The organism is Emticicia aquatilis (genome assembly GCF_014644295.1).
Classification (GTDB): domain Bacteria; phylum Bacteroidota; class Bacteroidia; order Cytophagales; family Spirosomataceae; genus Emticicia; species Emticicia aquatilis.
The window spans coordinates 1-25,227 of record NZ_BMKK01000006.1; the positions used below are offsets into that span (position 1 = coordinate 1).

At 36.5% G+C, this 25,227-nt stretch carries 30 protein-coding genes and 1 tRNA gene; 10 read left to right on the forward strand and 21 right to left on the reverse strand.

The features are described 5' to 3' along the window. Positions 1-730 precede the first annotated feature (730 nt). From IEX65_RS15090 to IEX65_RS15165, 16 genes are all read right to left on the reverse strand, one after another. Positions 731-1,930, reverse strand: a complete 1,200-nt coding sequence (locus IEX65_RS15090; RefSeq protein ID WP_188766930.1) for an OmpA family protein — start codon at positions 1,928-1,930, stop codon at positions 731-733. Positions 1,931-1,961: 31 nt separating this feature from the next. After that, positions 1,962-2,741: a tryptophan synthase subunit alpha gene (gene trpA / locus IEX65_RS15095; RefSeq protein WP_188766931.1), complete on the reverse strand. Its 780-nt coding sequence runs from the start codon at positions 2,739-2,741 to the stop codon at positions 1,962-1,964. A gap of 71 nt (positions 2,742-2,812) precedes the next feature. Further along, on the reverse strand, positions 2,813-3,166 hold the full coding sequence (locus IEX65_RS15100) for a Dabb family protein (RefSeq protein ID WP_374757858.1): 354 nt from the start codon (positions 3,164-3,166) through the stop codon (positions 2,813-2,815). 68 nt (positions 3,167-3,234) lie between these two features. Next, the gene (gene trpB / locus IEX65_RS15105; RefSeq protein ID WP_188766933.1) at positions 3,235-4,425 is read right to left on the reverse strand and encodes a tryptophan synthase subunit beta; all 1,191 of its coding nucleotides are present in this window, start codon (positions 4,423-4,425) and stop codon (positions 3,235-3,237) included. Positions 4,426-4,460: 35 nt separating this feature from the next. Beyond that, entirely contained in the window at positions 4,461-5,093 is a 633-nt protein-coding gene (locus IEX65_RS15110; protein ID WP_188766934.1) for a metallophosphoesterase family protein, read from the reverse strand. A 3-nt stretch (positions 5,094-5,096) separates the two neighbouring features. Further along, on the reverse strand, positions 5,097-5,726 hold the full coding sequence (locus tag IEX65_RS15115; protein WP_188766935.1) for a phosphoribosylanthranilate isomerase: 630 nt from the start codon (positions 5,724-5,726) through the stop codon (positions 5,097-5,099). Positions 5,727-5,832: 106 nt separating this feature from the next. Then, positions 5,833-6,621 carry an indole-3-glycerol phosphate synthase TrpC gene (gene trpC / locus IEX65_RS15120; protein ID WP_188766936.1) on the reverse strand — a complete coding sequence of 263 codons (789 nt, stop codon included), beginning with the start codon at positions 6,619-6,621 and terminating at the stop codon, positions 5,833-5,835. A 91-nt stretch (positions 6,622-6,712) separates the two neighbouring features. Beyond that, a complete protein-coding gene (gene trpD, locus IEX65_RS15125) occupies positions 6,713-7,702 on the reverse strand; it encodes an anthranilate phosphoribosyltransferase (RefSeq protein WP_188766937.1) in 990 nt (329 codons plus the stop codon). Position 7,703: 1 nt separating this feature from the next. After that, positions 7,704-8,108, reverse strand: a complete 405-nt coding sequence (vapC, locus tag IEX65_RS15130) for a type II toxin-antitoxin system VapC family toxin (protein ID WP_188766938.1) — start codon at positions 8,106-8,108, stop codon at positions 7,704-7,706. Next, complete coding sequence (locus tag IEX65_RS15135; protein WP_188766939.1) at positions 8,089-8,307, reverse strand: type II toxin-antitoxin system VapB family antitoxin; 219 nt, start codon at positions 8,305-8,307, stop codon at positions 8,089-8,091. Before IEX65_RS15135 ends, vapC begins: the two co-directional genes overlap by 20 nt. A gap of 39 nt (positions 8,308-8,346) precedes the next feature. Beyond that, positions 8,347-8,913 (reverse strand): anthranilate synthase component II, encoded by a 567-nt coding sequence (locus IEX65_RS15140; RefSeq protein ID WP_188766940.1) that lies wholly within the window; start codon positions 8,911-8,913, stop codon positions 8,347-8,349. Positions 8,914-8,927: 14 nt separating this feature from the next. After that, positions 8,928-10,688, reverse strand: a complete 1,761-nt coding sequence (locus tag IEX65_RS15145) for a PDDEXK nuclease domain-containing protein (RefSeq protein ID WP_188766941.1) — start codon at positions 10,686-10,688, stop codon at positions 8,928-8,930. Positions 10,689-10,712: 24 nt separating this feature from the next. Further along, complete coding sequence (locus IEX65_RS15150) at positions 10,713-12,188, reverse strand: anthranilate synthase component I family protein (RefSeq protein WP_188767590.1); 1,476 nt, start codon at positions 12,186-12,188, stop codon at positions 10,713-10,715. 324 nt (positions 12,189-12,512) lie between these two features. Further along, positions 12,513-12,896, reverse strand: a complete 384-nt coding sequence (locus IEX65_RS15155; RefSeq protein WP_188766942.1) for a hypothetical protein — start codon at positions 12,894-12,896, stop codon at positions 12,513-12,515. A gap of 43 nt (positions 12,897-12,939) precedes the next feature. Then, positions 12,940-14,337 carry a Gfo/Idh/MocA family protein gene (locus IEX65_RS15160; RefSeq protein WP_188766943.1) on the reverse strand — a complete coding sequence of 466 codons (1,398 nt, stop codon included), beginning with the start codon at positions 14,335-14,337 and terminating at the stop codon, positions 12,940-12,942. Between the two features lie 126 nt (positions 14,338-14,463). Beyond that, positions 14,464-15,030, reverse strand: a complete 567-nt coding sequence (locus IEX65_RS15165) for a GH32 C-terminal domain-containing protein (protein WP_188766944.1) — start codon at positions 15,028-15,030, stop codon at positions 14,464-14,466. A gap of 107 nt (positions 15,031-15,137) precedes the next feature. On the opposite strand from IEX65_RS15165, the gene trxA reads away from it, so the two are divergent. Further along, a complete protein-coding gene (gene trxA / locus IEX65_RS15170) occupies positions 15,138-15,437 on the forward strand; it encodes a thioredoxin (RefSeq protein ID WP_188766945.1) in 300 nt (99 codons plus the stop codon). Here trxA and IEX65_RS15175 read toward each other — a convergent pair. Together IEX65_RS15175 and IEX65_RS15180 are read right to left on the reverse strand one after the other, a co-directional pair. Beyond that, entirely contained in the window at positions 15,434-15,598 is a 165-nt protein-coding gene (locus IEX65_RS15175) for a hypothetical protein (RefSeq protein ID WP_188767617.1), read from the reverse strand. The genes trxA and IEX65_RS15175 overlap by 4 nt on opposite strands. 257 nt (positions 15,599-15,855) lie before the next feature. Next, a complete protein-coding gene (locus tag IEX65_RS15180) occupies positions 15,856-17,199 on the reverse strand; it encodes a 4Fe-4S dicluster domain-containing protein (protein ID WP_188766946.1) in 1,344 nt (447 codons plus the stop codon). A 263-nt stretch (positions 17,200-17,462) separates the two neighbouring features. On the opposite strand from IEX65_RS15180, the gene IEX65_RS15185 reads away from it, so the two are divergent. From IEX65_RS15185 to IEX65_RS15195, 3 genes are all read left to right on the forward strand, one after another. Next, positions 17,463-17,535, forward strand: a tRNA-Phe gene (locus IEX65_RS15185). Positions 17,536-17,860: 325 nt separating this feature from the next. Further along, positions 17,861-18,130 carry a helix-turn-helix domain-containing protein gene (locus IEX65_RS15190; protein ID WP_188766947.1) on the forward strand — a complete coding sequence of 90 codons (270 nt, stop codon included), beginning with the start codon at positions 17,861-17,863 and terminating at the stop codon, positions 18,128-18,130. Positions 18,131-18,132: 2 nt separating this feature from the next. Next, on the forward strand, positions 18,133-18,414 hold the full coding sequence (locus IEX65_RS15195; protein ID WP_188766948.1) for a hypothetical protein: 282 nt from the start codon (positions 18,133-18,135) through the stop codon (positions 18,412-18,414). A 3-nt stretch (positions 18,415-18,417) separates the two neighbouring features. Here IEX65_RS15195 and IEX65_RS15200 read toward each other — a convergent pair whose 3' ends face one another. Then, positions 18,418-19,158, reverse strand: a complete 741-nt coding sequence (locus IEX65_RS15200; RefSeq protein WP_188766949.1) for a hypothetical protein — start codon at positions 19,156-19,158, stop codon at positions 18,418-18,420. 84 nt (positions 19,159-19,242) lie between these two features. Here IEX65_RS15200 and IEX65_RS15205 point away from each other — a divergent pair, with 84 nt between their 5' ends. Further along, positions 19,243-19,872 (forward strand): hypothetical protein, encoded by a 630-nt coding sequence (locus tag IEX65_RS15205; protein ID WP_188766950.1) that lies wholly within the window; start codon positions 19,243-19,245, stop codon positions 19,870-19,872. A gap of 43 nt (positions 19,873-19,915) precedes the next feature. On the opposite strand, the gene IEX65_RS15210 is transcribed toward IEX65_RS15205, so the two are convergent. Both IEX65_RS15210 and IEX65_RS15215 read right to left on the reverse strand, forming a co-directional pair. Beyond that, on the reverse strand, positions 19,916-21,055 hold the full coding sequence (locus IEX65_RS15210; protein WP_188766951.1) for a hypothetical protein: 1,140 nt from the start codon (positions 21,053-21,055) through the stop codon (positions 19,916-19,918). An 89-nt stretch (positions 21,056-21,144) separates the two neighbouring features. After that, positions 21,145-21,480, reverse strand: a complete 336-nt coding sequence (locus tag IEX65_RS15215) for a hypothetical protein (RefSeq protein WP_188766952.1) — start codon at positions 21,478-21,480, stop codon at positions 21,145-21,147. Positions 21,481-21,769: 289 nt separating this feature from the next. Between IEX65_RS15215 and IEX65_RS15220 the strand changes: the two genes are divergently transcribed. From IEX65_RS15220 to IEX65_RS15240, 5 genes are all read left to right on the forward strand, one after another. Next, a complete protein-coding gene (locus IEX65_RS15220; RefSeq protein WP_188766953.1) occupies positions 21,770-21,937 on the forward strand; it encodes a hypothetical protein in 168 nt (55 codons plus the stop codon). A gap of 84 nt (positions 21,938-22,021) precedes the next feature. Then, the gene (locus IEX65_RS15225) at positions 22,022-22,183 is read left to right on the forward strand and encodes a hypothetical protein (protein ID WP_188766954.1); all 162 of its coding nucleotides are present in this window, start codon (positions 22,022-22,024) and stop codon (positions 22,181-22,183) included. Between the two features lie 49 nt (positions 22,184-22,232). Next, on the forward strand, positions 22,233-22,808 hold the full coding sequence (locus tag IEX65_RS15230) for a GNAT family N-acetyltransferase (protein ID WP_188766955.1): 576 nt from the start codon (positions 22,233-22,235) through the stop codon (positions 22,806-22,808). A 130-nt stretch (positions 22,809-22,938) separates the two neighbouring features. Further along, the gene (locus tag IEX65_RS15235) at positions 22,939-23,586 is read left to right on the forward strand and encodes a hypothetical protein (protein WP_188766956.1); all 648 of its coding nucleotides are present in this window, start codon (positions 22,939-22,941) and stop codon (positions 23,584-23,586) included. 111 nt (positions 23,587-23,697) lie between these two features. After that, the gene (locus tag IEX65_RS15240; RefSeq protein ID WP_188766957.1) at positions 23,698-25,203 is read left to right on the forward strand and encodes a type IV secretory system conjugative DNA transfer family protein; all 1,506 of its coding nucleotides are present in this window, start codon (positions 23,698-23,700) and stop codon (positions 25,201-25,203) included. The last annotated feature ends 24 nt before the right edge of the window (positions 25,204-25,227 follow it).

A 25,227-nucleotide genomic window follows, 5' to 3' on the forward strand; every position in this document is an offset into this window, starting at 1 on the left:
AACGTTATCAAATTAATTACTCTTTTAACTTAATTTCGTTCGGGGTGCAAAGGTCTTAAATCTAAATTTCAAAAACAAATTATTTTTAAACTTTATTTTTTTAACCTCTCTTTCAACTCTCTCCTCTTCCTTTCTATCTTAATCGGGGTGCAAAGGTCTGACTTTTAATTTATAATTCCAAATCTTTTCTTTACTTTTTTCAACTTAGTTTGCCATGCTCTTGCTACGCAACGTTCTGTCTTTTTTACTAACCCGCTCTCGTCGTTTGGGAGTGCAAAGGTACAAACTCTTTTTTAATTCGCAATACCCTCCCAAAAAACACTTTTTGTACATATCCCTTTCCCCCCTTATTATCAGTGACTTATAAAATCTACCTCAACTAAAGATGCAACAAGTTCTTCTTATTGTCCTATAAAATAGTTGCATCTCTTACATGAAATCGAGATTAAAGTATTTTGCATGTATTGGAGGGGAACTTAATATTGAAAGAAAAACAAATTCAAAGACCTTAAATCTCTTCGAGTGGCTTTTACTCGGTGAATTGTTACGCCCCGATGGGGCTTTATTAGAGGGGATATTTCTTAATTTCTACCAACTTTTAACTCCTACGGAGTAAAATACTTGATAATCATTTGATTGTAAACACTTTATGTGTTTTGCTAATCTAAAATCCATATTACATCTTGATTATTTACAGCTATCACACAACTTAAAAGGTGTAATGTTAGCCTTACATGCGGATGATTTGCATCTCTACTCTGCGATTGAGAGATTTATCGGTTCGGGAGATTGGAGAGTCTGGCCCCATTCCTCTTACTTGAATGCGATTTGACTTGATTCCTTTCTTGAGTAGGTATTCTTTACACGCTTTTGCTCTTTTTAGTGAGAGCTCAATATTACTATTGCGGTCGCCTTCGTCGGAGGTATGTCCAATGATTTCAATAATCATCGTTGAAGATTGCTGCATCAATTGCTCTACTTTATCAAGTTCGGCCATGGCACTTGGACTAAGTACATCTTTGGCTTGCTCGAATTGAAGACTTTTCAAAATTATCTTTTCACCTGTTGCTACTTTCTTACCTTCATATTCAACAGTTTTTTGTGGTGCTGGCTTCGTAACTATTACAGGTTTGGGAGCTTTTGGATTTCTTGACCATACTAAAAATGGTATTCGTACTCTAAGCCACACAGCTGCTTGGGTAAAATTTAGGTTATTTGTTCCAGCATTAGAGCCGTTTCTGATAAAAGTGGCTTGTTCTTTTGAAAAAATTGATGTTGGAATATGCAACCCTACACTTAGTTCCATTGGTAGGTCGAATGAGCTTACTCCTGTAATGCCATATTCGGGAGAGATAACAAATGTATTTTCTTTTCGAGATAGAATGGTACTGCTTAGTCCGTTTCCATTAGTTATGATTCCTCCACCTGCCCCACCATTATTTTCGATAGCTTGCTTGGCCATTCCAGCATAGTGAATATTGCATTGAAAAAACTTATCATATTGATTATATCTTGCACCTATTAGATATGATGTGTATTTATAAGCATAAATCCAGGTGGTGTATTCGGTAGTATTTGAGACTCGTACGGGGTCGGGGTCGCTCAAAAGATTAATGTGCATGGCTCGGTTTACACCTAAATTGACTGACCATTGTTTGCTGACTAAGTAATTGGCATCAATACCCATGGTGTTGGTCATCTTATAAATTTGCTTGTTGGCACCCGAGGATGTGGTCACTTCGCCGATGATATAGTTTTTAAGTGGATTTGATTTTAGCACTAAGTTACTATTAGTGCCATCAATAAAAGGGGGTATGGCCCAGCCGATACCAAAGTGAGGTGAAAGCCGAAGTTGTGGACGGTAGGTATTACTTTGTGAAAAAACCAAAGAACTTATGAAAATGAACAATATGGTTATTGGTGTTTTCATAAATTCTTTGGTTTTGACATCAATGGTGTTTTTATCCTTTAACGGATTTTACGTATTCAACAATATCATTATATAGAGTATTGTCTGATGAATTTTGTAAAACTCTGATAAACTGACTGCCAATGATTGCTCCTGCGGCATATTGACTTGCTTTGGTAAAGGTTGCGTTGTCTTTTATACCAAAACCGATGAGTCGTGGATTTCGGAGGTTCATTGCATTGACACGATTGAAATATGCTTCCATGGTGTCGGTAATGCCCGATGTTCCGCCCGTTACACTTGCACTACTTACCATATATATAAAGCCATCGGAAATTTCGTCGATTCGACGAATGCGAGACTCAGTGGTTTGTGGTGTAATCAAGAAAATATTTAGCAGACCGTACTGGTCGAATATTGGTTTGTATTCTTCATAGTATTCGTCCATTGGCAAATCTGGTAAGATTAGACCATCGACTCCTACTTCTTGACATTTTTTACAGAAGTTTTCGATACCGAATTGTACGACTGGGTTGATATAACCCATTAATATAATAGGTATGGAAACTTTTGCTCGGATTCCTTCTAATTGTTGGAATAGAACTTTTAGGCTCATTCCGTTGTCGAGTGCCACTTGGTTTGACTGCTGAATGGTTTCGCCATCAGCCACGGGGTCGGAATAGGGCATTCCGATTTCGGCGATGTCGGCACCTGAGGCTTGTAAGGCTTCTAAAACTGTTGTGGTATCATTGAGGTTCGGAAATCCTGCGGTAAAATATATATTGAGTACGTTGTTGGGCTTTTCTTGAAAAAGCTTGGTAATTCTGTTCATTGTTTTTTCTTTTACTTTCACTATTGGGTAAAACTCTGATTACAGCGAATCTGGAGATTCTCTCCACAAAATTATTTTCCTGCCCAATAGTCGAGTACTAAAACTTTATCGAGGTGTGGCCCGAGCACTTCTACGAATGCTTTGTGTGCTGGGTGAGGCAAATATACTTCACGGTCTTTCTCAGTTTTGAAAGAAACAAAGAATAAATGTGTAAAACCTTGATTAAGATTTTCAGGGCTGTTGTTTGTTCCCCACTCAAAATCAGCGATTTCTTTGATTTTTGTTGGTAATGCACGAAAAGCGTCTTCTACTTTCTTTACATCTTCTGGGCTACTTGTATCTTTAAATTTGAATAAAACGGCGTGACGTAACATTTTGGTTGGTTGTTTTTTGGTTTGAGCATTCGACAATAATGATACTGACATAATGGCGATTGCGAGAAAGAGGGTTTTCATTTTGGATTTGTTTAGTATTGGTTGAATATTATTTAAATTTACAAATACTTCATATAGGTATCTAAATCTTTATCACCTCTGCCCGAAAGGTTAATTACTACAGTTTCGTTGGCTGCGGCTTTTAGATATGGCAATACTGCCAATGCGTGAGCCGACTCAATGGCGGGGATGATTCCTTCAAGTTTTGAAAGTTCAAAACCTGCGGTGAGTGATTCTTCATCAGTAATGGCAAAGAATTTTGCTCGCCCAGAATCCCATAGGTGTGCGTGCATTGGGCCAATACCTGGATAATCGAGACCTGCTGAGATTGAATGTGGCTCAACAACTTGACCGTCTTCAGTTTGCATCAAAATACTTTTGCTTCCATGAAGAACGCCCATTTTTCCTAAGAAAGTTGTTGCTGCCGACATCCCAGAATTGATTCCGTGCCCACCTGCTTCGGCAGCGATTAGCTGAACCGATGGGTCATCGAGATAATGATAAAATGCACCTGCGGCATTTGAGCCTCCACCTACGCAAGCAATCACGTAGTCAGGGTTTTCAGTACCTGTTTTTTCAAGTAACTGCCAACGGATTTCTTCGGAGATAATTGCTTGAAAACGAGCAACCATATCGGGATAAGGATGCGGACCAACTACTGAGCCTATAATATAATGTGTATCAACTGGGTTATTTATCCAATGACGCATGGCTTCGTTGGTGGCGTCTTTCAAAGTTTTTGAACCACTTGTAGCTGGGCGAACCTCTGCACCGAGCATTTTCATACGTGCAACGTTGGGAGCTTGACGCTTAATGTCAATTTCGCCCATGTAAACGATACACTCTAAACCCATCAAAGCACAAACTGTGGCGGTGGCTACGCCGTGCTGGCCTGCTCCTGTTTCGGCAACGATTTTTTGTTTGCCGAGTTTTTTTGCCAATAAAATCTGTCCGATTGTATTATTTACTTTGTGTGCACCCGTATGGCACAGGTCTTCACGCTTCAAATAAACATTGGTCTGATATTTTTCGGATAAACGATTGGCGTAAAATAATGGCGTTGGGCGACCAACGTAATCTTTGAGTAGTGCGTGGTATTCGGCTTGAAACTCTGGCTGATAGATAATATCAAGGTAATTTTGTTGCAGTTCCTCCACGTTTGGATAAAGCATTTCGGGAATGTATGCTCCACCAAATTTTCCGTAATATCCTTTTTTATCTACTGAGTAGTTCTGTTGTAAAGTTGTCATTTTTTATACCTCAAAGGTTTTCTGTTTTTTTAATGCTAAATCTCAAATACTACTGGTTCATTTCTCAGATTATAATTTTCGTCCAAAACACTTGCGTTGATAAACTCAGTATTAGATTGTTTTATGTGTCCGTAAGCTTCGTGTATGTGTCCGCAAATATGAAATTTGGGTTTTACTTCTTTTATTTTTTCAAGTAAATCTTCACAGCCAACATTTTCATTCCGAGTTGTTTTATCAAGAATACCATAAGCTGGCCCGTGGGTGATGAGAATATCTGTATTTTGTGGAATTTTATTCCAATGTTTTTTGATATCTTCACCACGATACCGATTGAACGCCCAATTATAAAACCACGGTTGAATAGGTGAACCCCAAATATGTATGCCCTCAATTTCGACTCCGCTATCATTTAGATAAATAACATTCGCAGGAATCAGTTCTTCTAAAACTTTGGCGTTATGGCTTATTTTCTCAAAATAAAAATCGTGATTTCCTGCTATTAGAATTTTATATGTAAAATCTGTTTTTGAAAACCAGTTTAAAAACTCTCTGATTTCGGATTCATGCCCCATTGACGAAACATCTCCCGCATGGATAAGCATATCGCCTTCAAGCAAAGCAAGCTTTTGATGTTTTCTGTGAGTATCTGATATAGCTACGATTTTCACAATCTATACTTCAATAGGTCGAATTTTATCCAATAATTCTTCGAGTTTTTCGATGTCTTTTAATGCTGGTTCAATTTCAAACTTACTGTTTACATCCATTGCGTAAGGCTTGGGAATGATAGTTTCCAATACATCAAGATTTTCAAGACTTATGCCTCCTGCCAAAAAGTATGGTTTTTGATTATCGTACTTTTTGAGGATACTCCAATCGAATGCAACTCCATTTCCGCCGTAACCATCGCCTTTGGCATCAAACAAGAAAAAATCGACGTGCGGCTTGTAATTATTTACTTGTGTGAAGATAAAATCGTTATCTACACGAAATGCTTTGATGATATTTACGCCTTTTAGTCGAAGGCTTTTGCAAAAATCAGGCATTTCATTGCCGTGCAACTGCACATAGTTCAAACCGTACTTTCTAACGTTCTGTAAAATAAAATCGACTGTTGCATTGACAAAAACGCCTACTTTTTTGATTTCTCTTGGAATTGAATTGATAAACTCTACATCTAACTCTGTTCCTATATAGCGAGGTGACTTGTCATAGAAAATAAAACCGATAAAATCTGGTTTCAACTCGATAAGTGCCTTGATGTTCTCGACATCACGCATTCCGCAAACTTTTAATTTCATATAATAGGAATACCTGCCCCCACAGGCATATTTTATATTTGTATCATACTCGGGGTAGTATGAGTTTAGCAAAAGGTATAAAAAACTATCAAAATTAAGTTTTTTCTTAGATTTTCGCTATAAATTCCCCCAATTTTGTTCCTGGAGAAGCATCTTTCATGAAAGTTTCTCCAATTAAAAACCCTCGATATCCTGCCGACTTCAATAAATTGATGGTTTCTGGCTCGCTGATACAACTTTCTGAAATCTTAATAACATTTGCAGGAATCTTGTCAGCTAAAATCAAAGACGCATTTACGTTGTTTTCGGCAAAGTTTTTTAGGTTGCGGTTATTTACGCCAACAATATCAACATATTCTAATGGACTACGGTCGAGTTCTTCTTGGTCGTGAATTTCGAGCAATACTTCTAACCCTAACTCATGAGCTTTTTGGCTTAAAGTCTTGATTTGTTCGGGCAAAAGACAAGCTGCAATCAACAAAATCACATCGGCTCCCCAAGCTTTTGCTTCATAGACTTGGTATTCATCAATCATAAAATCTTTTCGCAAGATTGGCGTTGATGGATTGGCGATTCGAGCTTTTTGTAAATCTTCTTTGTTGCCACCGAAAAAATCAGTGTCGGTCAATACTGAAAGTCCAGCCGCCCCTGCTTGGGCGTAGCCTTGCGTAACTTCCTCGACCGAAAGTTGGTCGTTAATAATTCCTTTTGACGGCGATTTACGTTTATGCTCGGCAATGATTCCTGTTGAGTTTTCAGCTGAGAGGTTTGCCACAAGTGAATTGGTTTTTCTTGCAAAGAACTCGCTTTTTTCTAAATCTTGAATTGAAGCCTCGGCTTTTGCTGCTGCAACTTCGATTGCCTTTTGGGCGGTTATTTTATCTAAAATGGTCATATTCTTAATGGTGAATGGTGAATGATAAATGGTGAATATTTTTTATACTATTCATCATAACTACGGCTAACCGTTCATTCTAACCATTATTTTATGCAACTAATTTTTTCATACTGTTTAAGGCTTTTCCACTTTCTATGGATTCTTTCGCTTGGGCGATGCCTTCTTCGATACTTATATCTTTTGCGATGCTTAAAGCAAAACCTGCATTTGCTAAAACTACATTGGTTTGGGAGGCAGTAGCTTTATTATTTAGAACGTTTAGTAAAATTTCGGCCGATTCTTCGATTGTTCCTCCACCATAAATATCTGATTGTTGCTGTAAATCAAAGCCTAAGTTTTTCGGAGAAATAATACTTTTACCTTTATTGGTATGACTTGAAATCTGAAAATCATTAGTCAGCGAAACTTCATCATAGCCTGCTAAATCGTAAATGATGGCAAATTTGGCAGCGGTACGACTAAACAACTGGGCGTACAAATCAAAAACTGGCAAATTATAAACTCCCGAAAACTGCTTTTGAACTTTTGCAGGATTGAGCAATGGCCCCAAAATATTAAAGAACGTTTTCATGCCCAGTTCTTTGCGAATCGGTGCAACGTATTTCATGGCTGGGTGAAACAACGGTGCGTGCATATAACAAATACCTGCTGTTTCAAGCTTTTGTTTCAAATAACTTTCGTCGTTGGTAAACTTTACACCCAAATATTCTAAAACAGTACTCGAGCCAACCGATGAAGAAACACCATGATTGCCATGTTTGGCAATGTTTTGTCCAGCACCCGCAATCACAAAAGCCGATGTGGTAGAAATATTGAAAGTATCTTTCCCATCGCCGCCAGTTCCGACAATATCCATTGCATCGAAATCTGATAAGTCTATTTGTACGGCCAACAATAGCATAGCTTCACGGAACCCTTCGAGTTCGTCAACGGTGATTCCTTTTTGTTGAATTCCCATTAAAAAAGCAGCAATCTGAGAATTATTAGCTTCTCCTTGTCCGATTTTTAGGAGGGCTTCTTTGCTTTCGTCTTTTGTTAAAGATTGTTTTTCTACAAGCTGATTGAGGTAATGCTTCATTTTATAATTGATATATTTTTAGCGGGGTATGGTCTATCATTAAATCAAAATCACTATCGTTATGTACTAAAGAAATATCAAAATAAATAGCGTAGAAAGCGATTAGACAATCGTTTGGTTTTCTGATAGTTATTCCTTTTTTACGAAGATTTCTGTAAAGTTCGGCAGCTCCAAATGCAGCTTCTTTGGCATCAATTTGTAGGCATGAAAGTCTATCAAGGTTTTTCTGAATCTTGTTAAATTGCTCGTCTTGGCGAATTCCCTGCAAGATTTCTTGAATTATTGGAGGGCAAATTCGTAGCACATCGGTATTCAATAAATACTCATCCAACAAATTAACTTTTGAAGTTTCTTTCCCACGCAAATAGTCAATCCAAATACCAGTATCAAATAGTAATATCTGCATGTTTTGAAGTTCTCATTTCATCTAAATCACCTTCCCAGATAGCTTTTCCTTTTATTTTCCTTAACTCTTCTCCTGCCAAACGACGTAGATATTCTTCCAAAGCAATATTCACAATTTTACTTTCAGATTTTACTTCCGAAATATCTTGAATCTGCTTTATCAACTCTTTTCGTGTAAGTTGTCTTGTTGAAACTGTCATAAGAATAGCTGTTTTAATCAAACAAATTTACAAAATCTCTCAACTTTTCATCCAATTTTCCACCATTTTCACACCGTGCTGAGTCAAATATGCTTCTGGGTGAAATTGTACGCCTCTGATATCATACTTTTGGTGAGCCTCGGCCATTACAAAACCTTTTTCGTCGATGGCCGTGACTTTCAAATCAGCTGGCATGGTTTCGGGAACAACCGTCCATGAGTGATAACGGCAAACTTCTATCTCGGAAGGAATTCCTTGGAAAAGCACTTCGCTCGGGTCGGTTATTAAACACTTGGTCGTTACTCCATGAAGCACTTCGCCCATATTGTGTAGTTTTGCTCCGAAAGCTTCACCGATTGCTTGATGCCCCAAACATACGCCAAAAATAGATTTTGTAGCATGATATGTTTTTATCAAATCAAGCATAATTCCTGCTTCTTCGGGAATCCCTGGGCCGGGTGAAAGTAAAATTTTATCGTACTTTTCGACTTCCTCCAATGCAATTTTATCGTTTCTGAAAACATATACATCTCCGCCTAATTCTTTTAGAATATAGACTAAGTTGTAAACAAACGAATCGTAATTATCAAGAACTAATATTTTCATGTTGTTTGTGTTTTTTACATCTCAAGTAATTCTTTTCCATAAGAGGACAAATAATTCTCTAATTGGTCAAAAGTATATTCAATTTTTGTATCTAAATCTAATGCTTTGATAACATGTGGAAATTCACAATTTTCAATAAATGCTATTTTACTCGGCTCTAAAAAATATCTATTTAGGCGTACTTTATTTTTACAGTCATAATTTTCAAAAGCCGCTTCCATATCTTTTAACAATTTTTTAGACTTTGGCTTTAATCGTAAATCTTTAAAATGACTATTAATATTCTCTTGTTTTTTATTTAATATATCTAAATAAAGTAAGGATTTGCCCTGCTCAGTGAGTATATCATCAAGAGTTACAGGGGTGCCAGTAGTCAAGTCAAAAATGAAATAGTAATTATGAGTACTTGGGTATGCGGTTATTGTTTCACAGATTAGAGAAATTGAAAGTAACTTTTTAGTTTCTAATAGAACTTTGTATGAGATATTACTATATACACCCTTTTGACTATATGAAGATAGCTCTAAGGCTTTTTCTAAACCTATGTCTTCGTTAAGCTCACCACCAACTACATCAAAAATGGTCAGAATTTCACTTTGCAAATAGCCATTTATTTGATTACTAATATCTTTATTATTCAGCTTAATTACAGGGAAATTTAAGTCAACGCCTTTATCTTGGTCTTTAAAAATAACTGTCTCTAAATTTTTTTCTATTTCGAAGATAGTTGGTAACGCTTGTAGAAATTCAGGGGGTACGCTATCATTTAACCGATATTCCGCAATCCCTAATGGCTTATTCGCATCTTTCAATGCCCATTCGGCTGTAATTCTATTATCAATTTTACAAAGGAGGAGTCCAATAGTTGGTCTATCTTGTTCTGTTTTAAGGATATTATCTATAGCCGTAAGATAGAAAGATAGTTTTCCTATATATTCTGGTTTAAAACTATCTATTTTTAATTCTATCACAATAAAACATCTTAAAAAAACATTGTAAAAGAGCAAATCTATTCGATAATTATCTCCACCTACACTGAATTCATATTGCCTGCCCATATAGGCAAACCCCTTTCCAAGTTCGAGTAGAAACTTGGTTATTTGATTTACCAATGCGTCTTCAACATCTCTTTCTTGGGCTTCTTTCCCAAGAGTAATAAAATCAAAATTATAAGGATTTTTAAATAAATCTTTGGCTAAATCTGCTTGTGGTTTTGGTAAAGTCAATTCAAAGTTCGTTAAAGCTTTACCTTGTCTTTGATATAGATTGCTTTCAATCTGTAATCTCAATATACTTCTTGACCAGTTATTTTGTAAGGTTTCTATCAAATAAAAAAAAGCTTCATGTAGATTCTTACACTTAGATAGTATTAGGATATGATGACCCCATGGAATTAACTTTAATATTGGAGAAAACCCTTCATTTTTAACTCTTAATTTATTTGCCAAGCTGTTTTCGTCTAATTGTCCAACAAGTTGTTGGACAATTGCATTGTCTTGATTGTAAAATAAGTACCACTGACGAATATAATATAAATTTTGCCTTGAAAAACCCTTAATTTCTACAAACTCCGAACATAAATCTTTTGATAATTGCTCTATAACTTTACTACCCCAATTAGAATTTTGTTCTTTTTCAATTATCATTTTACCTAAATTCCAATATAACTCTAAGAGTTCAGAATTAACATTCAAAACTGCCTTAATTTGACTTGTTCTCACAAGCTCTTTAATATTTTTTAGCCAATCTTTATATGCCAAATCAAAATCGTTCATAAGCTATATTTTTTTAAGTTTTTATCAAATCTCCTCCGCCATTTCAATAGCTTTTCTCAATGCTGCCAATTTCAAGTGAACCTCTTTCATTTCGAGTTCTACATCAGATTTTGCTACTACGCCCATGCCTGCTTGGTAGAAAAGTGTATTATTTTTACTCAAAAACGTACGAATTGCAATGGCATGATTGAAATTTCCTTTGAAATCCATGAAGCCAATGGCTCCACCATAAATACTACGATTAGTAGGTTCAAATTTATTAATGATTGTCATGGCATTGTGCTTCGGAGCTCCAGAAAGTGTTCCTGCGGGGAAAGTATCTGCCACCAACTGTAATGGATTCGTGCCTTCGTGCATTTTGCCAGTCACTTTTGAAACTAAGTGAATAACGTGGCTATAAAACTGAACTTCCTTGAAAGTTTCAACTTTTACGTTTTCGGCACTGCGTGAAAGGTCATTTCTTGCCAAATCAACCAACATTACATGTTCGGCCGATTCTTTTGGGTCGGCGTGGAGTTGACGAGCCAATTCCGTATCATGTTCATCATCGCCCGTACGTCTGAATGTTCCTGCTATCGGATGAATTTCGGCCTGACCATCTTTAATCAAAATTTGCTTTTCGGGCGAACTTCCAAAAATATGGTAATCACCGCCATCGAAATAGAATAAATAAGGCGATGGGTTGATTGAACGCAAAGCACGATAGACATTGAAATCATCACCCTCGAATTTTCTGGAGAATCGACGAGAAGGCACAATCTGAAATACATCGCCACGCAAACAATGACCGATACATTTATTGATGATTGTTCGCATTTCATCATCGTTCAAATTAGAAACCTCATCTTTTTCTGCTTTAAATTTAGCAGTTGACATCTTCGGATTTTTTACAAAAAACTCCAAAGTTTCCAAGCCATCGGCCGAAACTTGTGGTTCTTGTCCTTCGGGCGTGTAAGTATGCTCGAAAATATATAATTCATCTTTAAAGTGATTGATGGCAATCACATAGCGATAAACTCTATATAGAACCTGCGGAATGGCACTTTCGGCACTTTTTTCTTGAATCTCAATGTCTTCAAAATATTCGACCGAATCATAAGTAATATGTCCGAAAAGCCCGTTTGTAATGAAAGGGAATTCGCTTTTAGGATTTTCAAATTTCGCTGCAAATTCCTGCAAAACTTTCACACCATCTTTTCTGCTTTTCAACGGAAAAGTTTCGTGTGTACCGTCTGGAAATTTCTGTGTCACTACGTCATTGTCCAATTGAAAACTTGCCACTTCATCACAAGCGATATAGCTAAAACTATTGTGCATGGCATGATAATCGGCACTTTCGAGAATAACCGAATGTGGGTAATGTCCACGTAATCGTTGAAAAATACCAACTGGCGTAAGCGTATCGGCAAGTAAGCGTTTATGGCGAGTTGAGATTGTAAAACTACGCCCCCCCGCCCCTAAAGGGGAGCTACGGTCCGTATCTAACTTATGATTATTCATTTCGATATTATTTTTCATTTTAATCTTCTTTTTAGCTCCCCTTTAGGGGCTGGGGGTGAAAAAAAAGCGGCTTACTGGTATGAACAGTAAGCCGCTTCGCTTAATACTTGTATGTTTTTCTACATAGCAAATCTGTTCATCCTATTTTGCAGGACGCCACCACCAGATTTTTACTATGTTAGAATATTGAGTCATTTTTTGTTTTACTTTATGATTGCAAAAGTAATGGTTGATTTTAGAAATCAAAATTTTTTATTGAAATATTTTTCTTTGCCAAAGAAAATATGCTTTTAGTCCACTAAACAATTTTGGAAAATTGTTTTATTACTCAACTGGGCTACCAAACTGAAACGACACTTCTTTTACCAAACTGGCTGCATTGAAATACAAAATCATTGAGCGGGCTTGCGTTGGATTCTGAATAATTTCGCAGTGAGGGCCTTTTTCTAAGTAAAAAACAAAGACCTTTTCGTTCCGACGACTCAGAATTTGAAAATCATATCTACCCAAAGTTTCGATAACTTGGTTTTCGGTTAAACCCAAAATCTTTGGTCGAAGAGTTTTTAGTTCTTCAATTAGTTTTTCTCTTTTTCCTTCACAACCTCCTCGGTCAGTTCGGAAAGTTTTCTGGTCGAATGTACCTAAATCGGCTTTTTTCTTTTGGCACGAAGCCAAAGCTAAAAGGGTTAATATTAGTATTTTACGCATTTTTTTCTGTATAACGGCGAACTCGGAGGTTCGCTCCACAAATTTATATTCTTACTTCTACCATTTTTTTACCAAGTCGGCTTTTTTCGGACATGAAACCCATTACGTGGCTTTCGATTGATGCTTCAATCGTTGAAGTCAATAGCTCAGGTTTATTTTGAGCAACAGCCTGCACGAAATTTCGAGCTAAACCGTAATCTCCCCCACCGTGTCCAGATGCTTGATTTTTGTATTCAGGTTGCTCGTTTGCTTTCCACGAAGTCGTCTCTTTTGTTCGGAAATCATAAGTTTGAATTTGATTCATATCGCCCCAAACTTCTCCGTGTGAAAACATCAAACGAGTTTTTCGATGCTCAAATGAAGTGAAAGCCTCCATTGCGAAGCTCACCGTCGTACCGCCCTCAAACTCCATCGACGTCGTGTAATGGTCGGGTTGGTCGTTGTCCATTCTATAAACACATCTTCCATACTGAGATGTTTTCAATTTCTCATAAATTTCGGCATCTTGTTTCGATTTATCATCAGTTACATCCAAAACATTGATGCGTTGCTTCTCTTTTTGATAAATTCTGATGGCAGAAAACGGGCATTCGGCTTCCACTTTACAACCATCTGTGCAGCGGTCAGTGCTACCTTCTGGGGCATTTTCACGCTTAAACCAAGTAAGCGAACCATGAGCAGAAATGCTTTTGCAGGGTTTTCCGATTATCCAACGCAAAATATCAAGGTCGTGGCAAGACTTTGCCAAAATAATCGGGTTTGTATCCTTCTCAACGTGCCAGTTTCCACGCACATACGAGTGTGCCATGTGTGCATATTCAACTCCTTCGAGGTGATTTACACTGATTAGTTTACCAAATTTTCCGCTATCGGTTATCTCTTTCAATTTTCTGAAATAAGGTGTATAACGCAACACATGGCAAACCGCAATGATGCTTTTAGTTTTCTTGGCCATTGCCAAAATTTCCAAACACTCCTGCATTGACGGTGAAATTGGTTTTTCGAGCAACACATGATAACCCATTGCAAGTGCTTTCATGGCTGGGCCATAATGCAGTCGGTCGGGTGTTGAGATAATAATGGCATCGGCAAATTTTGGCACTTTAAAAACATCTTCCCAAGTTTTAAAGCGATTTTTCTCTTCTATATTATGAGCCTTTGTAAACTTCTCATTACGAAACTCTATTGGTTCGGCAACGCCTACCATGTCTAATTCATTCGGGAATGCCAATGCAAAACGGCCATAAACATTTCCACGATTCCCTGCACCCAAAACAATAGCCGTTACTGGTTTTTCGAGCGAAACATATCGGTCATCGTAATGGATTTCGATTTCTTGGTCATTTATATCTTCGGCAAGAGCATCAATATAAAAAAATGATAATCCACCAGCGGTTAGGCCAAAGGTTTTTAGCAGATTGCGTCTTGAGATGTTTTCCATTTTGTAAGGTCGAATGTTTTGAAGCGTATTATATTTGCAAAGATATAACAGGATTAGACGATTCTAAGATTGACAAGATTTTTATATTGATTTTTGTAAAAGTTTAGATAGATGTTTTTGTTAGATTTACTTTCTCAACTCATAAACTCCCAATTGCCCAACACTTGCCTTTCCCACTGTAAAGATTTGCCAATCAAAGCTATTCTCTTCGGGAAAAACTTGACTTGAGAGAAATCCTTCACCATCATTTGCAAAGACCTCGATTAAATTCTTCTGAACAAAAACGTATAATTTAACTCGACCTCTTAAAACTTTAAGTGGTGTTGTAAATAAGCCCAAAGCATCAGGAAGGTTGGTTTTTCCTGCATTGATGGTATTCAAATAAAGTTGTTCGTTACCAAAATTATATCCTACAATCGCTTCTTGGTTCGTATTTGACTTTAGCAAAACTTTCACTCCCAAATCACTTGCTCCGTCAGATTCAAAAGCAATCTCAATCACGTAAGGCACAGATTCGTTTCGCCAAGTCATACCATTATCACCTTCAAGGCTCAATCCTTCCATATAAATCACACTTTTCCAATTATTCTGATTCGATAAAAGTGTTTTAAGTCTCTCTTTTGGAGGGACAGTAGTCTGACCGAAACATATCTGCCCAAACAAAATACAAAATATGAGTACTCTCCAAAGCATACAAAGTCATTTTGAATACTAACAAAAGTAAACATTTAGACCGAATAAATGAAGATTTGAAACTCCAAGAAACTATTAAATGTTAAAAGAAAAAAGATAGAAAAACTATGACAGGAACATTTGAAGAACTAATAGCCTCTGAGCAACCAATACTGATTGATTTCTTTGCTACTTGGTGCGGGCCATGCAAAGCACTCACCCCCACACTTCAGCAATTGGCACAAGAGATGGGAGAAAAAGTTAGAATAGTAAAAATTGATGTTGACCAAAACCCAAAACTGGCTGCAAAATACAGAGTGACGGGCGTACCAACATTAATGCTTTTCAAGAAAAGCGAACTAAAATGGCGACAATCGGGCGTACTTTCCCTACCACAGTTAAAAACAACTGTTGAAAACTATATTTAAGCTTCGATATGAGCAACTGGCTCGCTTTCAATAATATCGGCTGAGGCTTGTTCAAATACTTTTTTAATACCGTCGAAGGCTCCGCTCACAATAGCTAAAGGCAATAACAAGGGTATAAACACAACCCATTGCATAAACATTGAAGAATTAAATCGTTTCATAGGTGGTTGGGTGCAAGATGCACTTTAGAGCTTAATGTACTTATTAGGATAATTAGGAAATAATCTTTCAAATATTATACCAACTTTTAGTACTAATCTCCGTAAAGTTAAAAAAAATATCCTTTAAGTACAAAACGAATTTTAAAATAAAATGTTTGATTGACACATAAAAAAACTGACTATCGGCTGATAGTCAGTTTTTTATTTAATTTTTTTAATAATTAATACCGTCAAATATCTATTTTGTTGTACTTTTTCTATTTTACACCATCTACCCAGTTGAAACGGTCGCTTGGAGAAAATTTCCACGGAGCCATATTATTTTCTAAATTCGAGAACATTCCGTTCCAAGAAGCAGGTGCTTGAGATTCCTCCATTACCTTATATCGACGTAGCTGTAAGATAATATCGAGCGGACTAATATTAATCGGGCATTCCTGCACGCAAGCATTACAGGTCGTACAAGCCAATAATTCTTCTTCCGAAATGTAATCACCTAAAAGGCTTTTTCCATCTTCAAATTCAGCAATCGGAGCTTTTTGGTCAGTTGCCAACCAACCCTTTTGAATATCTTCAAGGCGGTCACGAGTGTCCATCATAATCTTACGTGGCGAAAGTTGCTTTCCTGTCATATTTGCAGGGCAAGATGAAGTACAACGCCCACATTCGGTGCAACTGTAAGCATCCATCAAATTCTTCCAAGATAAATCCTTCACATCTTTTGCTCCAAAACGACCTACTTCGGCAGGATTTGCATCTGGTTCTTCGAGGCCAAGCATGATTTTTACTTCTTTCGTAACCGTTGGCATATTTGCCATTTCACCTTTCGGATTTAAGTTAGAAAAATAAGTATTAGGGAAAGCCAAGAAAATATGTAAATGCTTAGAGTAAGTTACGTAAGTGGCAAATGCCATGATACCGAGAATATGAAACCACCATGCTGCACGCTCGTAGGCCACCAAAGCACCGTCGGAGAAACTCATGAAGAAAGGTTTCAAGAATTGGCTTATCCAAAAATCTCCAGTGATGGCTTCGGCATAATGGCCAACTGCACGTTCCTGTAAAATCGTATCAACGGCATTCATGCTCAGAAATGCCCACATTAATAAGATTTCTGTTATCAAGATGATATTGGCATCTTTGGTTGCCCAGCCTTTCAACTCTCGGTGACGAGTATCTTGCAGGCGTTCTACTTTTGTAAGGTTTCTTCTGGTGAGAAAAACCACACAAACTGCCAAAACTCCAAAAGCAAGTATTTCAAAGAAATTGATGAGAAAATTATAAAGTCCGCCCAGTGGCGAGGCAAAAATTCGGTGTGTTCCGAAAATACCATCAATCATTATTTCGAGAACTTCGATATTGATAATAATGAAGCCCGCATAAATAATGAAGTGCATAAAACCAACCAACGGACGAGTAAACATCTTTTTCTGCCCAAAAGCAATCAAGAGCATCGTGCGGAGGCGTTCGGAAGGATTATCAGAGCGGTCTTCTGCCCTACCCAACTGAATGGTGTTTTTGATGAGCATTACTCGGCGGCTGATAAAATAAGCGGCCAAACCCAAAGCGGCTACAAATAAAATTTGTGAAACGATTTGCATAGTCTTGTTAGTTGAATATCGACCGTCTGCACCGAAGGTCTGACGGACAAATGTTTATCAATATTTTATCAAAGGTTTGAGATGTGATGCAGGCCTAAAATAGTATGCGTGCATAACATTACAAATATCGTAAAAAAGATGTTCATGTCAAGCATGAAAAAAAATATTTAATTTTTTTTTAGAATAAATTTGTTCTTAAAAAGTTTTCGACTACTTTTGCAGTCCCAAACAACGGCAACGAAGCGAGGAAATGGTGGTGATAAGGTGATGTAGCTCAGTTGGTAGAGCAAAGGACTGAAAATCCTTGTGTCGGCGGTTCGATCCCGTCCATCACCACGCTGATAATCAAGCAGTTATGAAGAGATTCGTAACTGCTTTTTTTATTTGGTACAACAATAGTACAACATTTGGTTTTAAGGCCGAATTCTTCAAAGTCGTAATAAACTATTAATGTGTAGTTATTTTCATGTTTGAACGTAAAACTACAAACATCTAAAACGATAGGATAATAAGTTGATAAAAGCTATGTCCGCTTACTATTCCCCTAATTTTTTCTTCCTAAAACCCTCACTTTTAGTTTATCAAAACCTCTTCCGTTATATTTTTATTTAAGGTTCATGTGTAAATTTATTGAAAACTTTTAACTTGCAATAAAAACAGTATGCAAGTCATTTGTCTTGAAGAAGCTGCATTCTATTCTCTCATTGAGCAAGTAGTGGCTCGCCTGAAAGAAACGCATAACGAAACTAAAGATAAATGGGTTTCGGATGAACAAGCTATGCACCTGCTAAATATCAAGTCTAAAACAACTTTGCAAAAATTAAGAGATGAAGGCAAGGTCAGGTTTTCTCAGCCTCAAAAGAAAATCATTCTCTACGACCGAGACTCTATTGATACCTATTTAGAACAAAATGCTCGAAATACATTTTAGCTATGGAAGAAGAAAAAGTTTCACCAGACTATCAAAATGGCTTTAATGAAGGCTATATAATTGCTAAATATAATCCTGAATTGGCTGGACAACTGGCTAAGGTAACACAAGATGGCTTGCGTTGGACTGGATTTCAGCAAGGCCGTGAACAATTTTTAAAAGAGCAAGTCAAAGAACGAATGCCATCATGGATAAAAGGTAATCGTTCTGAAAAGGAGGCTCAGACTCCCAATAAAAATATTGAGAAAGGCAAAAGCAAGGATATTGAGCCTGATAAATCTTAATTTTTAATCTCTATCAGGACTTTCTTTATCTTTTGAAGGTGTCATATTTCTATCTGCTTTTTCTGTGGTTTTGTTGTAGTTGAGTGATTGAGAAAACTTCACTGATACAGAGACATTATTATTTTGTTCTACTGGCAACTCTTTTTGCAAAACACTTTCTCTATCAAGACTATTTTTCTGTTTGTATTGTGCTACCATTGCACTCATACGGTTCTGTGACTCATCAATATCTCTGCCTTGTTTGGTATCAGTTGACTTTTCTGAAAGATTATTCTGTTCTTTGTCTATCCACTTTGCTCGTGCATTTGTCAATGCTGCACTCATAAAATCTTGAGATTGGTCAATATCTTTTCCTTTAAGTTGATGCTCTTTCTTATGAGTTTCATCCATTGATTGGTAAATATTGGGATAGATTTCTTCCCTTGCCATATCACGGGTTTGCTTGGCTAAAGTTGATTTTTTATCCTTGAGGTCATGCTCTATTTCTTTCCAAGTTTCCGCTTTTAACTGTGCTTTTGCTTTCTCCAATGAGCTGATCATGGCATCTCGGCTACCCAACTGTCGAGATTTCATAAAGCTGGGTGGATTATAACTTAAATCGGGGCCTCTATCGTTAGGTGTGTTTTGAATCCGTTCATCGAACTGACGGATTTTTTCTACAGCATCCCGAACTTTATGTTCTATGTGAGCATATGCGGGAGGGTACTTATTTTGAGCGGCTGAATTTTGGTCTTGGGTGTCCATTTCCTTTCATTTTTAGTTGACTGTCAGCAATAAATTATGCTAATATAAAGAAATCTCAGCCAAGAACTTTCATGGTATATAAAAATGAGTCAGAAACTTATTGATGAGTTATTTGATGGGAATGCAACAAGCTATGCCGAAGCATTAGCTGAATGCCACCGTGAAGCTATTCAATGGAAAACCCTTGAAAATGCGGTAACAATATTGCCACACTTAGAAAATAAAGCTCAAAATCTAATCGAACAACGTATGGGTTATTTACCTGCTCAACGTATTATTCTGCCTCATGAACCATTCATCAGAGCATTAATCCATAGCTATCAGCAAGGGCAACTCACTTCCGAAGATTATTTATTACAAATGGAAGAACATATTAAACTTATCCGCAATGCAGATATGGAGCATAATCTTTGTAAGACTTACGCACCTGAGATTTACGAAAACTATTTGAAAACATTTACCCCTTACGGTCAGCAAGCAAAAGACCGAATTATCCATTTTTTAGGATATGAGCCAAAATTAGAACATTCATTGGCAGCGGAGATGTGGTTGAGAAAAATGTTCGCAATGGATAATTTCTACTTGCCAAACGAAATAACTGCCATTGACTTTAAAGTTTTAACACTTATTCGGTATCGAGAAATTCTACTTGAATATGGGCAAGCGACAGCCAACGCTTCACCATTGTTAGGTTTAAAGTTTATTATCACATGATTTTATGCTTTAGGTAATGTATTGGTTAAAAGAAAAACCAAAATCACTCATTATCTTCTTCTCGTCTTGTTTCTAACCAAGTTTTTAGCCCTAATAAGGAATGTGCTACTCTAAGAGGCGTCCTATGAAAATTCTGTTTTTTATCATGTAGATATTGTAATATGAAACGACTGACACCATCAGTATCTTTCTCATATTGCTCTCCGTTTTCTAAATTTTCAATTTTATATACGGCAGGTTCTGGATTAAATACTTTCTTTTGGTTTATTCTCTGTAATACAACACTTCCACTTATGATGTGATTATCGCTTTCGTAGTTAAGGTATTGACCTAAAAATAAATCACCTTCACAATTACCAACATGTATTTTAATATTTAATTGCCTACCCAAATAAGGCATTGTGCTAAGATTAATAACTAAAACCTCTGTTCTTGAACCTTGAAAATCTATTACGCCAACATAATCATAATGTTCTACACCTGTATTATCTATTCTAATCTCAACATTACCTGTGTCATCTATTTCCCCTATGCTCATTACTAATTTAACTAATGTCCATGTATTTTCCTTTTCGGATTTTAATCTATGTTTATCGTAACCATAGAGATAAAACCACCATTTAGTGTTAAATAATTGGGTGTTTTTATACATAAGTCTTGTTAATTCTGTTCGCAATTCCGCTATTCTAATAGAATCATCTAACGGTATATCATCTTCAAGTTTAGTATTTTTCGCTTTACTTTGTGGCAATAAACTTTGATTTGCTTTATCTTCTTTTCTATCGTCGCCTAATTCATCGCAAAATGACATTAGTTTGTCCTCTAAATCTTCTCCGTCTATTTCAAGAAAATTTAAAAAAGCATACAAATAATTCTCTCCAATAGCCACATATTGAAGATTTAGATAAGTGTGTAAGCTACCATTATAAGGAATGTAATCAAGTAATTTATATAGGTATGATGGATTCGATTCTTTGTCTATAAGTTCTTTATAAAAAAAAACACCTGTATCCTTATTTTTTGCATCCCAAAAACGATGATTGTCGCTTTCGCCCTTTATTTTTCTTCTTTTGGGCGGCAATTCATAGTTATCTTTTACTAATGGAAAAAACTTTTCTTCAACCTTTTTTCTAAGTTCTTGAGCTATCGGAAGCAGTACATTTACAACTTGCTTTTGTTTCATAAGTTTCTTGATAAAAAAAATCTTTTCCTTGCTTTCTGAAAGAAAAAGCATAGAGAAAAAAAGACTTAAACTTAATTTTATTAAAAGAATTATAATCCATAATTCAATTTACGAATCAACGAATCTTCATCATGTTGATGTGCATCTATATCACTTTGATATGTTTCTATATATGAGGGGTGATTCTTAAAATGCCCCTCTTTGAGCATGACTTTAGCTTGCTCAGAAAATTCGTTTCGTTCTTCAATATATGTATGCAAGTTTTGTTTTAGTTCTTTAAACGTTTTAGATTTTGAAAGTATCATATGAACTTCATCGGTAGTGTGTTCGATACCACTCAAATAACCTACTGGGTCTTTAAAGTCATGAAAAGTCGCACAATATAATTCCCACGTTTCAACTGTTTCATGAGGTTTCACAATCATATTATTATCCCTTTCCAAATATAACAGACAATACCAGAATAATTATGCAGAGTCAATCTTTTTTATTATTCGGTACAAACCTGTTCAACTACATGCGGATAGAAATGTTTCCAATCAATTACTTAAATGTCTTCAGCAATAAAAGTTAATTTTCTCTATTCAAAAATACCTTTCTCAGAGAAAAAACATAGGGAAAGAAGTTGTTCTCTACAAATTTGCAATACAAATCACACACCTATTATAAAAGTAAAATTAAGCATTTAATAAACTTTCAAAACCCAATTTAATCATGAAAAATTCATCAATTGGCACATCGGTAGCCGTATCAGGACCTAACGGGATCACGATTTATGGTTTATGTACTGGAGTTGATAGTAGCGGCAATCCTACTACCGTTTACTCTGGGCTTTCAACTTACGAAAAACCGAGTACATCCAGCAATTTCATAAAGAAATAGCTATTTAAATTGAACTGTTTGTAAGAGCGATTGCTCTTACAAACAACCCAAAAATGAATTAATAACCCAAAATTAAAATTAAAAATGGCAGACGAGAGAGCAACTGTAAAAAACGATTTCGGTCATGATGTGACTGGAAAAGTAAAAGAAAGGGACTTTTCGGGTAAACCAACCAAAATAGAAACAGATTTTGGGACAACCTACAAAAAAAGCACCTTTGGTGAGACATTTCACCAAGAAAAGTAAAAAACTTGGGGGTGGTATGGCCACCCCTTAAATATCAAACCATATCATTATGATGTCAATTCCTCTAAATGGTAAACGAGTATCGCTGATTCCCGTTTCCGAAGAACATTTTGAACACCTATTTATATGGAGAAATAACACTAAAGATTTGATGCTATGGAGTTCGGTAAGGTCGATTATTCCTAAACACGAGTATTGGCAAGAACTAAAAAGTGATTATTCCAATGGAATTATTAGGCTCATTATTGTAGATAACAATACTAACACCCCCATTGGACAAGTATTTGCCTATAATCACAACAATGCGAATAACAACCTATTTATTGGTATCTATATAATCCCTGATAAACGGAAATTATACTATGGTATTGAAGCCTTAACTGTATTTGTAACTTATTTATTCTCTTATTTCTCCCTACACAAAATCTACTTTGAAATATTTGAATATAATACACACTCAAAAGAACTGGCAACAAAATCAGGCTTTAAAAAAGAGGGTGTTTTTAAAGACCATTTTTTATTTAATGGTAAATATTGGTCTCTTTTAAGATTCGCTTTTTACACAAACGATTTAAAGAGAATGAGCAAGTACATTGAAAGATTTATTGAAAAAACTGAAATCTAAATCTTTCAAGAAAAAAGACAACAAATCATCGCCAGAAAGTTCAAGGAGAGGGCTAATAAAGCCCTCTCTTAAAATGCAAAACATGAAATAAAAGACAAACAAAAATCAATTCGTAAAACTAAAACAGAAAATGAAAAATCAATTAATTGTTTTATTCATCATGTCTCTACTTTTATTAGTTGGATGTGACCACAAGGATGTTTTGGAGGTTGAATCAACAGATTTAACAAGTAAAGATATTCAAATTAAAGATGCAAGCGGCTTGAACTTTGTAAAACTACGTGTTTCATCTGAAAACGAAGAGCTGTTAAAAAACTACTCGGAAAATAGCTTTGAAATCACGTTTGTAAAAACTGAATTAGATACTGGCAACGCTGTTTCAGGAGATAATCAAGTATTACCCTCTGAAACAATAGCATCGGTAGATATTGAAATTATAGAGACTAATATTCCTGAATATGCGAGGGTTTCTTACAAAAATCGGAGCAATACAAGGGCTTTGGCACCACGTTGGGTAACGGTCAATTTATTCGCATTTGCACCTAAAAATTACTTGTGGGTGTATAATAAATCAAGCAATACTGCCAGTGTAACCTTTGCGTATAATCGGTCAGCGAGTGGTGGCAGTTGGGTAGGGGCTGGCACTAAGTCAATGGGTATAAGAAAAGAAGCATCTTATTGCAACATGACAGCAAAACAAATCAGGGCTACTCATACTTACGATGCCAATGCTGGTAGTTATAATTTTATCACATGGCAATATTTTAAATGTCCTTAGACCACTTGGTAAATGATGATTATGGGGGGCTACTAAAAAAGTACCCTCCCCTACAATTTTGAAAACAAGAGAAATAAGGGATATTATTTTTGGCAGCTTTAAAGATATGATATGGACTTATTCGACTTAGACCAACCCATCATTGAAATCGCTTCCGCCACAGGAAACGGTAAATGGACTATTCGCCACGCTGTCGAAGGTGTACAGATTTTTGGTGGCATCGGCTCGGGCAAAACCTCTGGTTCGGGTCGCATGTTAGCCCTTAAATACTTGGCTGCTGGTTTTGGCGGCTTAGTTCTCACCGTTAAACCAGACGAAAAACAAGCATGGCAGGACTATTGCCGTTTGGCAGGACGTGAGAAAGATTTACTTATTCTTGAGCCAAATGGCCAGCATTGTTTTAACTTTCTCCAATATGAATCGTCTCAATCACAAGAAGCCCTTACCGAAAATATCGTAGATGTATTAAAAACAGTCATTCGGGCAGGGCAAGAAAAGGATAGTGGTAAATCTGATGATGCGTTTTGGGAAACGGCCTTAGATATGCTTATTTTCAATGTTATTGATTTGTGCAGATTGGCCTATGGCACGTTATCCATCCAAAAGATGTACGATATTGTGCAAACAATTCCTAAAAGTAACGAGAATCTACAAGTTGATTCAACGCAAGGTGAGGTAAAAGCCTTTCAAAAAGCTTTTGAAGCTGCTCGGTCGTTGGTTACGCATAGGATAGATACTTGGGTAGCTTCCTTTTCGCCTCAACAGCAAAGCATTCTCCAAGATGGTAATAAATTTGAAATAGAACTTTTAGAGGCAATCCCAGAAGCTCGCTTATTAAAGTTCTTAGACCAATTCTTTTTTGATAGTTTTATCAATTTAAGTGAAAAAACTCGCTCCATTATCGACTTTACCTTTACAGGTTTTTTGTTTCGCTTGTTAAGAGAGCCTGTTTATTCATTATTCTGTCGTCAAGATTCAACGCTAATACCCGAAGATAGTTTGGAGGGTAAGATTATTTTGATAAACCTGCCAGTTAAATTGTATCACAAACTCGGCAGAGATTGCCAAATACTTTTTAAATATATTTGGCAACGGGCAATGGAAAAACGTTCAATTACACCACATGCTCGCCCGATATTTTTATGGGCCGATGAAGCCCAAAACTTTCTACATGAGCATGATTCTGATTATCAAGCAACCGCTCGTAGTAGCCGTATTGCCACCGTTTACATTTCTCAAAACCTGCCTAATTACTATGCTTGTATGGGTGGCCAAAAAGCAGAGTATCGGGTTAAAAGCTTTTTAGGAACTTTAGGAACAAAAATCTTTCATGCGAATGCGGATATAGAAACCAATCGTTACGCATCTGAATTATTCGGCGATGCCTTTTTTGAAGATGCCTCCTCAAGTGTTACAGTTTCTAAGGATTTCTCACAAACCAGAGGAAAATCCTTAAAATTAGAACGCCTTGTTCGTCCCGAGGATTTTGTTAGATTAAAGACTGGTGGCCATTTGAATAGCTACAAGGTGGAAGGGTATCTCCATAAACAAGGTGATCCTATCCATAAAAGACAAAACTTTACTAAGATTACTTTCAATCAGAACTTCTCAATTTAATTAAATATTGACCTTTAAACTTTT